Consider the following 14,533-nt stretch of genomic DNA (forward strand, 5'->3'; position numbering starts at 1 on the left):
AATTAAGAGGGGTGAAATTCATAAATATTTGGGGGTAAAATCTTAAATTTGATCCAAATACCCCATAACCATGAACATATTGCCTATTTTATCGCGACAATTTCTGCTGTTGATATCCATCATTTCCATTGGTCATGCCCAGAATCTGAAATTTGAGACACTGAGCCAGGAGAACGTATTGGATAAACAGGCGGTATTAACAATTGCTCAAGATAAACAAGGTAAACTGTGGTTCGGTGGCGGAGCCAACCTTTTTGTCTATGACTCCCAAAATATCACCAATATCCTCGTACAGGATACGGTATTTAAAAAGGTAGATTACATTAACAAGATTGCCATCAACGCAAATAACGCCCTTTTTATTGCTACAGCAACGCAGTTATTTATTTTCGACATCGACAAACGTAAAGCCGTATTTAAACAGGGAAAACCTTTTCAGGAAAAAATTGCTGTTACCGACATTCAGTTTCTTTCAGACCAGATATTTTTGTGCACTGACAAAGGACTCTATCAGGCTGTCCCGACAGCTGGCACCTACAATCTCAAGAAAATTCTTGACCGTCCGCGGGTGCAATCCATTATTCAAACTAGCCCCAACAACTATATAATAGCCAGTTACAATGGCATAGAATCTTTTTCATTGCAAAATAATCAGGTCCTCCATATCCAGAATCTGATACTGCCTGCGCTCCCTTTAAAAGAACGTATTTTCTGTGCCCTATATCTCCATAAAAACATCCTGTGGGTTGGCACAAAATTGCATGGAATATTCCAATATAACTTCGCTGATAAAAAATGGAATAACTTAACAGAAACAAATAGCAATCTGCTCAGCAATAACATCCGGAAAATTGTCCCAACTAAACAGGGAGACCTGCTGATCGGTACATTAAAAGGACTCTCCATCTTTAATGGGGCACCACATTTCTTAAACTATAAACATAATACCTCCGTCAAAAACTCATTGAGTCAAAATTCAATCTATGATATTTTTATTGATCGACAACAGATCACCTGGATAGGAACTTATTTCGGCGGAATCAATGCCATCTACCCCGAACTGATCCCCATACAGCATTACTCAACACGTTCGCGTCCTGGTCTCAGCCTCAATAGTGATATCACCGGTAGCTTCGCCGAATCAGACAATGCCTATTGGATAGGAACGGAGGAAGAGGGAATCAACAAAATTGACAAAAGAACAGAAACGACCTCTCCTTTGTCAAAATTGACCCGGTCAAACCTGATCAAGGATCTATATGTTAGAGATAACAAAATTTATGCGGCACAGTATGGCGGAGGCTACTCCATTATCGATGCACAATCTGGAAACACACAACACTTTTACCTGGAAAAAGATGTCTTGAATCTCAAAAACAACATTTATAGCATTTATGTCGATCCCGTACATCGCATTTACCTCGGAACCAATAAAGGGCTTTACATCGTCGATCCTGGAAAACCTGCAGCGTATAACGCTGCATTAAAAACAGGTACAATTGATGATATCCAAGCGGACAATAAACAGCAGACTTATTTTCTCAGAGGAGGTACACTTTTTCGCAAAAAACCGAATGAATCAAACATAAACCCAATAAAACAGCTGGATACATTGACGCTAGGTGGGTTTTATGTTCATCCGAACGGGGACATCTGGCTGACATCCAAAGAATACTTATATCATTTTGATCAGCATGATCAATTAACCAAGGTCTCTCGCTTTCCGAACAATTCGCTAGGCTGGCCCATCTTTGTGAACAATCAGGTATGGCTTACCAGTAAAAATGGATTAATATGCTATAATCCCAAAACAAAACATAGCTACCTCCTGAATCAGTATGACGGTTTACCGGTCAAAAATCTACTTGGAGCCAAAGTCTTTGCCAGCAAAACAGGAACACTATTCGTCACAACACTCAATGGTGTAGTTGCCATGGATACCCGAACAATAATTTTCAATCAGACTATCCCCGAGGTACTCTTCCGAAATATCTTTCTCGAAGAGACACCATTGAACTACGGACGGATTCAGAAAACAACAGATCCCAACAGCTATCAGCTCAAACTCCGACATGACGAAAACTTTGTTACGATTAATTTCTCAGGTTCTAATTTCATCAAACCACAAAAGAATAGATACCGATATAAGCTTGATGGCTTTGACAAGGATTGGGTTGAAACAAGTACTCCGTCAATACGATATACCAATATTCCAGTCGGAATGCATACTTTGACCATATTCGCCAGTAACAACGATGGCATTTGGAGCAGTATACCCCTACGGATCAATATCGATATTAAACCTCCCTTTTGGAGAACCTGGTGGGCCTATCTGTTGTATGCCGGCTTGTTTACCTTGGGTGTACATTTTGTCATCAAGTTTGTTGTCGAACGTGAGATGTTGATCAATTCAGAACGGGAACAGGAAAAGAAAATAAAATTCTTTACACAGATATCGCACGAAATTCGCACACCGTTGACTTTGATTACAGCTCCATTAGACGAAATTATTTCCGAAACGGCCAATCTGACTTCTACACAAAACAAAGTAAAACGGATAAAAAAGAATGCCAGTAAGCTCCTTGGTGTTATCAACGAGCTGCTGGACTTTAAAAAATTCGATGACAAACACTTTGTACTGAAGAAAACCGACATCTCTTTTAGAGAATACATAGAAGACACGTTCTACCTACTGAATGACCTTGCCAAAACAAAACATCTCAACTATTATATACGTCAGTTGGACGCAGTAGGATTACAATCCATTGATACCCTGCAGTTTGATAAAGTGATGTTTAATCTACTATCCAATGCCATCAAATATACACCCGAATATGGTACAGTTTACCTTGAGCTGATCGAAAGCGATGACTCATTTTCCATAAACATAGTTGATAATGGCATTGGTATTGCCACAGGCAATCAGTTCAAAATATTTGAAGAATACTATCGTGAAGAACAAGCTAATGATGCAATCGGCACAGGCATTGGATTGGCACTTACCAAACAAATTGTGCAGCAACACAACGGAGACATTCGTTGTTTTTCGAAGGAGGATGAAAAAGGAAAATGGACAATATTTACCATAAACCTACCGAAACAAGCTTGCGAGAAAATAGAGCCGCAAGCGGTAGATATCCTTGCAAAAGAAACAGAAGACATTAGCATACACAGACTAGGCACATTCGACACTTCCTTGCAACAAACGATTTTAATTGTAGAAGACAATAAAGAATTGTTAGCAACAGTTGTCAATCTATTTCAGGATACCTACACAGTCATTACAGCAGGTAATGGTGAAGAGGCTCTTCCCAAGGCATTGGAATATATCCCTGATCTGATTATTTCGGATCTAATGATGCCTTATATGGATGGTGCTCAACTCTGCCGAGCTATTAAAACAAATATGGCGACAAGCCATATTCCGTTCATTTTGTTGACGGCCGTAACAGACACCCATTCACAAACCTTAGCCCTGGAACACGGTGCAAATATCTATTTAACAAAACCCTTCGACAATAAACAGCTATTCCTTTCTGCTCAAAATCTCCTGGCTATCAGCCAGAAAAAGAGTAGAGAATTTCAGGTCAAAACAGCTTCATTCGACAATGAGCTTGATGCACAATTCATCTTATCCCTAAATGAATTGATCGAAGCTAATATCCAGTCAGATGGCTTTGATGTTAATTATATATCGCGTACAATGGGAATGAGCGCACCAATTCTCTATCGCAAGTTGAAGGCCATATCCAATTTGTCACTCAACAATTATGTCAAAACGTATAGGTTAAACAAAGCGAGAGAATTACTGACATCGACCATGAATATCAGTGAAGTTGCTTATACCGTGGGCTTTTCCGACAGAAAATACTTCAGCAAGGAATTTAAAAAACAGTTTGGATACAATCCATCGGAACAGACCGCGACGTCTAACCAAAGTAGCTAAACCCTGCTATATCGAATTGTGGTCTCTATAAGATCCAATAAACTCCGTAAGAGCCAATAAAAAGACAGAGGTGGCGTAGCCACCTCTGTCTTTTAGCTTTAACTGCGCTTTTAATCAAGTTCGAATCTTACTTAAAACAAATCATTTTTTAAACGATCTGATCCCACTAAAATAAGCTTTTAGCTGTTGACAGCCTTATTTAGCAATCTCTTTGATCATTGGTTCGCCCGCCAATAAGCGTTGATATCGGACCAGGGCCTCCACATAATAGTAATCGGCATAGGTCAAAGGCACATCGATTTCCGAATTCAACGGTAGCGCTCCAACGCTATGTTGTAAGATATAACCTCCATTTTGACCATAAGGTGCCATATAAGGTGCTTTCGACAGATTTTTAAGAATAGTTTCTGCTTTTTCAAAATAATTCAAAGCTTCGCTCCCTTTTGTATATTGTGAGAGTTCTAACAAAGCAGATGCATATAATGCCGCCGCAGACACATCCCGCAGATCCTTACTCGGATACATTTTATCTGACTGTGCAATTTTGTCTTTATCAAAATCCCAGTAAGGAACCAAATCAGCAGGCAAATTCGGATTGCTTAAGATATACTTTGCGATTTGCTGGGCCTGCTTCAAAAATTCTTTCTTCTTTGTCTCGCGATACATCATGGTATAACCATACAGCGCCCATCCCTGCCCTCTTGACCACGCCGATTCATCAAATGCGCCCTGATGGGTCTTTTTACCAATGGCCTTGCCTGTGTTTTTATCATAATCGATCACATGGTATGAACTATAATCTTTTCTAAAGTGATTTTTCAAAGTTGTTTCAGCATGAGATACCGCAATATCATAGAATTTTTTATCTCCAGTCATTTTAGACACCTGTGTCAAAAACTCCAGATTCATCATATTATCGATTATAACCGGATACTGCCATGATCCGTGATCCCAAGAACGGATCGTTTTGGTAATGGGACTATAGCGAGATGCTAAGGAATTCGCACCGGTGCTGAGTACTGGTCCATACTTTTGCGTATCGCCCGTGAGACGAAGTGCATTTCCGAAACTACAGAATAACATAAACCCTAAATCATGTGTGCCCTTGTTGTTCTTTTCTTTTTCTAGATAGGTCAATTTCTCGATTGCTTTCTTTAATAACCCTTCATCTTTGGTGCCTTCATATAAATACAACAATGTCCCTGGATAAAACCCCGAACACCACCAGCTCGACGAAGAAAATACCTCTTTGCCATTTTCGAAAGTTTTTGGAAACTTTTCTGTCGGAGTTTCGTTCGCCAGGACTTTTATTTGCTTCGCTGCAGCATCTAGCTGCTGCTGAATAAACGCTTTGGATAGATTCGGTTTTGCCGTTTGCGCCTGACCGACAGTCGAAGTACCCAAAATGGCCAATAATAACACGGAAAGTTGTTTTAATTTCATTATTTTCTATTCTTTTATTTTTATTTGGTCAGCGCATTAGCGCTTTAATTCTATACCTAAATAATCCGCTCTTTTTCTTTATTTCAATTGATCGAGGAATATTAAGCAATTGGCTCAAGGAGCTTGAATATTCAGTTTCAACGTAATTTCTTTAACTTACTTTTATCAATGTACATTAATCAAAGCGATTGCTCCCTTATCAAGCTTCAGATCAATTGTTCCATCTCTCCTTATATCAAACGTACCTTTTCCCTGTATCTTTACCTCTGGTATTCCGATATCGGATTTTAAACGTAGACGACCTCCATATTGACTTTTGATCCGGATGTTGGCCGTTTTTCCATTTTTCCGCTCTGCTGATACGAGATTTCCACCATCTGTCAAAAAATTGGTAAAGGAAACATCCTTCCATTTATGAGGAATAGCAGGAAACACGCGTAATACACCATTCCAATACTGCATACACAATTCTTGAATACTGGCCATCGCTGCCAGTGGGGTTTCTATCACCGGACCGCTTTCAGCATATATTGTATTGGCTTTAATATATTTCTGCAATAGCACATCCAGCGAAGCCAAAGCCGAGTCTCCTCTTCCCATCATGGCATACATAGAGGCAGCCCCCGTAAATGAATAGCCCTGCAACCATTGCTTTTTGCTCTGCCAATGTGCAATAGAGCGCTCAATAAGAGCTTGATTATTTACCTGATCCCAGTTTATATCGTAAAAAGGATAAATCATCATTAGATGCGAATAGTGACGATGCGATTCGCCATAAGGAAGATCTTTTGCGATCATAAAGCCATCGACATTTTGTGGATAATCAATCAAGTTGGCCAATACGTCTGTCCAGACAGCATGAAGTTTATCCTTGCCGCCTCTTTCTTGATCCAGCTCAATAAGCGTCTTGAGCCCCCATTAGAAAATAGAAAGATCATAATTTGTATCATAAGCATACCCTTTTGAATATTCTGGTGAATAGGTTTTCACACCGATATGGTATTTTCCTGCTTGATTCTTTTCCAATAAGTGCAAATGATAATTTATCGCTTCCTTCAGTAGCGGAAATAAACGATCATATACTTCCTGCGACAGGGTCGCTCGATAATATTGATAATAACTATGCAAAAGCCATACGAGATTCCCTAGCTCCTTTTCTCCATCGGAAGCCGCATCCAATGAAAATTTTTTTGCCAGAAGAACAGGACTCCATAAGCTTGGCCCCGAGGAGCGACCTACAGCCAAACTGTTATAGCGATAAGGCTCGGGAACATTTTGTCTTAAATTATCTTTATTCCGATCAATCATCTGAATCAACGAGTTTGCAATACCGAGCTGGTTCGCTTTGAAAACAGGGGAATAAGCAAGTTGCATATTAAGATTAAGCCAGTACGCTGGCCACGGAGTTGGACTTGTCCAGGGCCCCTGTAAATCCATAGCGGGTTTATCTGACCTTGTTGCACTGGCAAGCTTATACAGTTGCATATCATAAAACTGCTGGTAAACCGTATCTGGCAATTTCAAGGTCGATGCCTTAAAATAGTTTGTCCACCACTTGCGATGGGACGCCAGTCCCTTCGTTAACTTTTGTTCTTTAAAATTCTGAACATAATTGATCGCCTTTTTGACATAAGCGGTTCCCTGCTGGTTATAATCTACGGTAATTAAATAGGTATCCACTTCTTTGCCGGATCTGCCACAATAAGCCGTCACATACCCTCCCCCGGCTAGAAGAGGCTGATCAAAATATTTTATTTCGCCTTGGGTGCCAAAACTTCCTTTTGGATTTGTCGGATAGTTTTTCGGTTTTTGCGTATAGCTGAATCCCATCCTTGGGCTGATGGCTTCGTCGGGTTTCCATGTAAGATGGTAATTCCCGTTAAAATCTTTTTTAAATACCTCTAGCAAAATAATGTTGTCATTTGATAAGGTGGTCGTCCGAATTCTCACCATCCCTTGGTCTGTGCCGACTTTCGCCTCAGCATAGGCATCTTTTAAATGAATTTCTCCTTGTGCCAGCACAATCGGGCGTTCAAATTCTATTTCAAAATGACCTAACGACATACGCGCCTGATCAAACAATTTATCGGCCGAATTCGCTCGATGGTCATAAATATCAGTTCTTCCAATATCCACACGCATCGAATTCTTACCAGCTAAGTAGGTCATCGTTCCCAGGAGACCATTTCCAGTAAACACACCTTCATAAATGGTATACCCCAGTGCGGGAATTCTAAATTGTGCTGCCCCCAAAAATGGCTGGCATAGGACGCAAACGAATAAAAACAGTATTCTTAGATTCATCATTAGGATTTAATGCTATCAGAGCGACCATAAAGATGCTGGATTATTCTCCTGAAATCAAGCCTCTTTTACGAAAACGATTGAGGAAAACCTAGATTCAAGCTCTTCTCTGTCCATCACTTCGAATAGCTACCTCTCTGAAATGTAACAATTTAGTAGATAAAACAACACAGCATAGGCAATAATGAGGTAGCTATATATGAAAGAAATGAATTCAACAGTATTCTTTTGTTATTTTTTAACAAAACACAAATAAACAATACGTAAAATTTTAGTTATCAGTTTACATTTATCAGTTTTTTATCTATTTTTAAGATTAAATATCCAATGCCGTTATTTTTAACAGCCTAATAGTGGATCAATTATAAAACAACTAATCCAACCAAAATGAAAGAACAGAATTCATCAAGGCGTGATTTCATAAAAAATCCGTGGTCGGTGCTGCGGCATTTTCTATTGTACCACGCTTTGTACTCGGAGGACAGGGCTATCTTGCTCCGAGCGACCATCTAACCAAAGGTGTAATTGGTGTCGGCAATATGGGCCGTGGACACTTTGGCTACGCCGGAACTAAAACAGTAGCCATTTGTGATGTGGACAAAACCCATCTAGCGGCAGCACAAGCAGACTTAGGCGGTGGTGTGAAGGAATACCATGACTTTAGGGAGTTGATTAAATCTCCGGAAGTAGATATCGTACATATTGCTACTCCGCCACATTGGCATGGACTGATGTCCATTGAAGCGGCAAAAGCAGGAAAAGATATCTGGTGTGAAAAACCGATGACACGCACTATCGGTGAAGGTAAAAAAGTGAAAGAAGCCATTGCACAGCATGGTAATATCTTTCGTTTAAATACCTGGTTTCGTTTTAAGGATGATTTTTATGGAATGAATGTTCCCGTAAGCAAAATCAAAAAATTAGTTGATACAGGGATGTTGGGTTGGCCTTTGAAAGTGACGATAAGCAAACATACGGGCTTTGACTGGAAATTTTATTGGGTAGGAAAGGAAAACCTACCGGAAGAGAAAGTACCAGCGGAACTTGACTACGATTTTTGGCTAGGCCCAGCACCATACAAACCTTATAATAAGCACCGTGTACATACGACCTTTAGAGGATATTGGGATTATGATGGCGGCGGCCTAGGAGATATGGGACAACACTATATGGATCCTGTTCAATACTTCTTAGGAAAAGACAACGAAAGTCCCGTTACTGTTGACGTTGATGCTCCGCAGCAACATCCGGATGCCGTGGGCACATGGAGACGAATTACATTTACCTATGCCGATGGTTGTCAGATCATTCTAGATGGTGAAGCGAAAGATGAAAAGGCAGCCTATATTGAAGGTCCAAAAGGTAAATTATATAGAGGATTTCAATCGGATATACCAGATTTGGAAAGAAAACTTGCACAATATCCTGAACCAGCACCACAGATTACCGACTTCCTGGAATCTGTGCGCACAAGAGAAAAGTTTGCACTGAATGAAATCAATGGACACCGTTCTTGTACTTTGGTCAACATGGGGTTAGCAGCATTGCGACTAAACAGATCATTAAAATACGACTCTCAAAACGAGCTATTTATTAATGATGACGCCGCAAATAGATTGATTCACCAACCAATGAGAGGCCCTTGGTCTATTTAAAAAGAAATCCCAATGAAAAGAATATTCAATTCGCTGACTGTATTGCTTCTTATATCTAGTGCAACTTACGCTCAGCAACCACAAAATAGAACGACTGCAACCAAAATAGCAGACGTATTGGCACAGCAGCCTGCCGAAGAAAAAGAAAAATTTTTGCTTGCCATGCATGAGTTGGAAGGTTTTTCGTCTGACGACGTTGTCACTTTCCTCAAGGGACTTAAAGCACCGGGAAGCAATAATGCTCCGATAGAATTTGCAGCAAACAGCTATTCATTCTATGTAAATCAACCAGGTAAAGAACAGCAAAAAAGAGTTTTTGTTGAAGGTTTGGCAAAATCCATCTCGCAATTGAGTGAACCAACAAATCAGGTCTTTGCCCTACGCCTATTACGTCAATGTGCAGATAATACCGCTATACCCGCTGTCGCAAATTGCTTGGCAAACGATTATCTTGCCGATGCTGCAGCGAGAACTCTGGTATCTATTCGTACCCCTGAGTCGACAGCAGCATTAGAAAAAGCTTTAGCTGCGTCAACGACAGAGAAAACTGCTATTGCCTTAGTTACTGCACTCGGAGATTTAAAGGATAAAAATGCTGAAAATGCTATTTTGGGATTGACCAAAAAATATAATTCGGACGGTTTTCAACGGACAGCATTAATCGCATTAAGCAAAATAGGTGGCACAGCTTCTGAATCGCTATTCCAGGAAAAACTAACTGCTGCAGGTTACAGCTACGACAAATTTGATGCGGTTGGTCTTGGTATCGACTATGCCCAAGCATTGATCGACAATAAGCATGATCAAGATGCAATCAAGTTTCTGAACAAATTTTTCCAAGAATCCCAAAAAGCCAAATCAATCAACGGTCAAATTGCATCGCTTAAATTATTGACAACTCTTGACCCGGCGAAACAACAAAAGAACTTATTAGCAGCAGTTAAGAGCGATAATGGTGCTTACCGTAACATTGCTTTACAATTACTCGGAAAATACGGAAAGGGCAGCGACGCAAAAAGCTTGCTTGCTTTAGCAAGCAAGGGTACGCCTGAAGTTCAAGAAAGTGTATTGAACTACTTAGCCCACAATGGTTCGGCAAGCAGTTTAAAACTAATCCAGGCGTTAGTAAATAAAACACAATCTCCAGTAACTAAATTAGCTGGATTAAGTGCACTAAATACACTATCACAGGGAAAAGAAACCAATACTTTAATCCAGGCTCTCAACACAGATCAACAGTTCAACAATTCGGTAAAGGCGTTGATCCTATCATCTAAAGATGCAAATGTTGTTACCGATGTCAACAATGCGCTCGCCACGGTAGATGACGACAAAAAGATTCAATTACTGGATATTTTAAGTAAACGTTCCAACAATGCATCATCCAAAGCTGTATTAGCAATAAAGAGTTCAAATCCTGCTGTCGAAGAAGCGATCAACAAAGCACTTCCCAATGTTGCCCAGGAGTCGGATTTAGAAGAACTATTCAATAGGCTAAACAATACGACAGATAATAAATCTGCCGTTCTATTGCAGCGTGCCATTGTCAATGTGATTCAGTCAAGCACAAATTCAAAAGGATTAACAGAAAAACTAGCAACTAATATAGCGAAATCAGCAGCGCCTAATACCGCTAAATATTTCCCTATTTTTGCTGGGCTTGGTGACGCACAGTCATTGAAAGCTGTAACTGCATACCTTAACAATAATAATACAAGTCTACGGTCAGCAGCAATTGAATCTTTGGCTGGCTGGTCTTCCTCCAACGCACTTCCAGAATTGGTATCTCTTTCCCGAACAGAAAAAGACGATAATCTGTTCAATACGGTATACCGGGGATTAATTAAATCAATTTCTTCTTCTTCGAATACGCCTGAACAGAAAACGTTGTTATTAAGAGATGCATTCAGCGTTGCCAAAACAGCAGATCAGAAAAAAGCAGCATTATCGGCGTTACAACCTACAGGAACATACCAGTCTTTAGTTTTTGCCGCCGACTTAATGAACGATGCACAACTGGGCGGAACTGCTGCCAATGTAGCAATGAACATTGCAATGGACAACAAGTTCTATGGAAAAAAGGTCAGAGAGGTTCTTGAACAGGTAATCGGTAAATTGTCGGGTAGTGAAAGTGGATACCTTAAAGAAGCCGTTGTTCGCTATCTCGCTGAAATGCCCATCAAAGAGGGTTACGTTTCGATGTTCAATGGTAAAGACCTAAGTGGCTGGAAAGGTTTGGTAGCGGATCCGATCAAACGTAGTAAGATGAACGAGAAAACTTTAGCAGCAGAACAAGCTAAAGCCGATGACATCATGCGCAAAGGCTGGACAGCATCCAATGGCGAAATTACCTTCAGTGGTAAAGGAGATAACCTGGCTACCGTAAAAAAATATGGCGATTTTGAAATGCTTGTAGATTGGAAATTGGAGAACTATGGTGGTATAGAAGGTGATGCCGGTATTTACTTGAGAGGTACTCCACAAGTACAGATTTGGGATATTGCGAATACAAGAGTCGGTGCCCAAGTTGGCTCTGGTGGATTATATAACAACCAGAAAAATGAAAGCAAACCATTGAAGGTTGCCGACAATGCTACCGGCGAATGGAATACGTTTAAAATCAAAATGGTAGACGATAAAGTCACGGTTTGGTTAAATGGACAGTTAGTAACCGATAATATTCCTCTTGAAAACTATTGGGATAGAAACCAATCCATTTTCCCTACCGAACAAATTGAGTTACAAGCGCATGGTTCAGTTGTTTATTATAGAGATCTTTTTATCAAGGAATTCCCAAGAAAGCAAATCTTTAAATTGAGCGATCAAGAGAAAAAAGAAGGTTTTGAAGTACTTTTTGATGGAACAAACCTGGACAAGTGGACAGAAAACCAAGCCTATGTCATCAATGACGAAGGTTATATCTGGGTGTATCCAAATGCAAAATTTGGTGGAAACCTCTACACAAAAGAAGAATACGCAGACTTCATTTATCGCTTCGACTTCAAATTGACCCCTGGTGCCAACAATGGTGTGGGAATAAGGGCTCCTCTAGAGGGGGACGCCGCATATGAGGCAATGGAAATCCAGGTACTTGATGATGGCGCAGATGTTTATAAAGACTTGAAGCAATACCAATATCACGGTTCGATTTATGGTGTTGTTCCTGCCAAAAAAGGTCATTTAAAACCTGTAGGTGAATGGAACTCCGAGGAAATAGTCGTGAAAGGAAATCGTATCAAAGTTACACTAAATGGCGCTGTTATTGTTGATGCGGATATCGCCGAGGCAAGCAAAAACGGAACCTTGGATGGCAAACAACATCCTGGACTTAAACGAACCTTTGGTCATATCGGGTTTCTAGGACACGGTACCGAAGTATTCTTTAAAGATATTCGAGTAAAAAAACTCAAATAGTCTAAACTTATACGTAGAGAGGGGATAAGGAATCTTATCCCCTTTTTGCTAATTAGCCCACTTGCTTGTCAAGTGAGAAAAATAACCAAATGATTCCAAAACTTTTGCTAAATTAAAGCCCTGAGGATTCTATTTCAAAATTTGACGTTTTATGACTAAAGCCGTAAACTTACTGATTAACAAAAAATTGGAGAGTAAACCTGAAAAGAAAAATCTGTTCAACAAAATCTCCATTATAAAATTAATAGCCGAATTAGGATCTGTATCGGTAAATGACATTGTAAAAAACCTCTATTTAAGCCTGCCTACGGTAAATAGCCTTATTGCAGAATTGCTGGAAGATGATTTTATCCGTCAATTTGACAAAGGAGAATCTATTGGTGGACGTAAACCCAATTTATATAAGCTATGTGATGGATTGTTTCAGGTGCTATCGATTGAACTCCAACGTTTCTCCATCACACTGAGCATAATGGACAACAACCAGAACATTATTGCTGAAACTGTTGAGCTGGATAATGAATTATCTCGAAATGGAGAAAATCTAGCCGCTATCACACAAATCGTTGATCAATATCTTATCGATAAATCAGTTGATACTGAGAACCTAACAGGGATTATTATTGGCATGCCAGGACTAATCAATGCTGAAGAAGGTACTAACGAGACTTTTTTACATGACAACAATCAATCCATAACAAACTATTTTGAGCGCATATATAAAAAACCGGTCTTCATTCTGAATGACGTCAAAGGCGCAGCTTATGCTGAATTGAAATTTGGATTGGCAAAAAACACAAAAAACAGTTTAATTATCCTAATGGATTGGGGGATAGGTTTAGGAATCGTGTCCAATGGCGAAGTCTACCTAGGCCGTGATGGCTACTCCGGCGAAGTAGGACATATGCCCTTTATCGACAACGGTGAACTTTGCTATTGTGGGAAAAGAGGCTGTTTGGAAACCGTAGCTTCCGGAATTGCTTTGGTCAACAATGCTAAACAGGAAATCCAAAAAGGAGAGCTGACTAAATTAAATGAATTACAACCCGATGAATTACAACATTTAACACCGACACATATTATTGAAGCGGCAAACAAGGGTGATCAATTTGCAATAAATCAGATTTCAAAACTAGGAACAAACCTAGGAAAAGCATTTGCATCTTTAATACAGCTACTCAATCCCGAATTGATCGTGTTGGGTGGAAAAATTGCAAAAGCAAATGAATTGATCACGATTCCGATACAACAAGCCATAAATTCCTATACCATGGCCATTTTGAAGGAACATTGTGACATCAAAGTGTCAAGTCTAAATCTCGACAGCAATACCGTGGGTCTGACAAATTATTTTATCACGAAGTACCTATCGGTTGAATTGCTTCATAAATCCAAAATCTAAAACTGCCCTGTACTCAACAAGACAAGAGTACAGGCTCTTTCTGTCTTAATACCGTGCTCCATAGCGAACTGTTCCAATTCTGCATTCTCCGCACCAGGATTAAATATTATTCGTTTTGGCTTCGTCGCTAATATATAATCGTAATATTCTTTCTGATTAGGCTCACTAAGATACATTGTCACAGTATCAATATCTGTATGGATATCACCTTTCTTTTCAATAGGAACTCCGGCGGCTTCCCCTCCACTCAAGCCAATATTAACGATAGCATGCCCATGTTTATGCAACATATTTGCAGCTTTATTCGAATAACGTGAAGGATTGGTACTAGCACCTAAAATCAATGTTTTTTTCATCCCTTTTTATATC

The 14,533-nt window shown here is 39.8% G+C and carries 8 protein-coding genes; 4 read left to right on the forward strand and 4 right to left on the reverse strand.

The features are described 5' to 3' along the window. Positions 1 to 70 precede the first annotated feature (70 nt). A complete protein-coding gene (locus DTA23_RS04605) occupies positions 71 to 3,946 on the forward strand; it encodes a hybrid sensor histidine kinase/response regulator transcription factor (protein ID WP_112373930.1) in 3,876 nt (1,291 codons plus the stop codon). A 195-nt stretch (positions 3,947 to 4,141) separates the two neighbouring features. On the opposite strand, the gene DTA23_RS04610 is transcribed toward DTA23_RS04605, so the two are convergent. The 3 genes from DTA23_RS04610 to DTA23_RS04620 all read right to left on the reverse strand — a co-directional run bounded on the left by DTA23_RS04610 (position 4,142) and on the right by DTA23_RS04620 (position 7,696). Then, positions 4,142 to 5,389 (reverse strand): glycoside hydrolase family 88 protein, encoded by a 1,248-nt coding sequence (locus DTA23_RS04610; RefSeq protein ID WP_112373931.1) that lies wholly within the window; start codon positions 5,387 to 5,389, stop codon positions 4,142 to 4,144. 165 nt (positions 5,390 to 5,554) lie between these two features. Beyond that, positions 5,555 to 6,187: a glycosyl hydrolase family 95 catalytic domain-containing protein gene (locus DTA23_RS04615; RefSeq protein WP_172462313.1), complete on the reverse strand. Its 633-nt coding sequence runs from the start codon at positions 6,185 to 6,187 to the stop codon at positions 5,555 to 5,557. A gap of 120 nt (positions 6,188 to 6,307) precedes the next feature. After that, a complete protein-coding gene (locus tag DTA23_RS04620) occupies positions 6,308 to 7,696 on the reverse strand; it encodes a glycosyl hydrolase family 95 catalytic domain-containing protein (RefSeq protein WP_146753007.1) in 1,389 nt (462 codons plus the stop codon). A 428-nt stretch (positions 7,697 to 8,124) separates the two neighbouring features. On the opposite strand from DTA23_RS04620, the gene DTA23_RS04625 reads away from it, so the two are divergent. From DTA23_RS04625 to DTA23_RS04635, 3 genes are all read left to right on the forward strand, one after another. Next, positions 8,125 to 9,348 carry a Gfo/Idh/MocA family oxidoreductase gene (locus tag DTA23_RS04625; RefSeq protein ID WP_172462314.1) on the forward strand — a complete coding sequence of 408 codons (1,224 nt, stop codon included), beginning with the start codon at positions 8,125 to 8,127 and terminating at the stop codon, positions 9,346 to 9,348. A 12-nt stretch (positions 9,349 to 9,360) separates the two neighbouring features. Continuing rightward, a complete protein-coding gene (locus DTA23_RS04630) occupies positions 9,361 to 12,762 on the forward strand; it encodes a DUF1080 domain-containing protein (protein WP_112373934.1) in 3,402 nt (1,133 codons plus the stop codon). Positions 12,763 to 12,913: 151 nt separating this feature from the next. Continuing rightward, positions 12,914 to 14,164 (forward strand): ROK family transcriptional regulator, encoded by a 1,251-nt coding sequence (locus DTA23_RS04635; protein WP_112373935.1) that lies wholly within the window; start codon positions 12,914 to 12,916, stop codon positions 14,162 to 14,164. Here DTA23_RS04635 and DTA23_RS04640 read toward each other — a convergent pair. Then, positions 14,161 to 14,520: a CoA-binding protein gene (locus tag DTA23_RS04640; RefSeq protein WP_088160077.1), complete on the reverse strand. Its 360-nt coding sequence runs from the start codon at positions 14,518 to 14,520 to the stop codon at positions 14,161 to 14,163. The two genes, DTA23_RS04635 and DTA23_RS04640, sit on opposite strands and share 4 nt — an antisense overlap. Positions 14,521 to 14,533: the final 13 nt, after the last annotated feature.

Origin of the sequence: Sphingobacterium multivorum (assembly GCF_900457465.1) — a bacterium.
Taxonomy (GTDB): Bacteria; Bacteroidota; Bacteroidia; order Sphingobacteriales; family Sphingobacteriaceae; genus Sphingobacterium; species Sphingobacterium multivorum.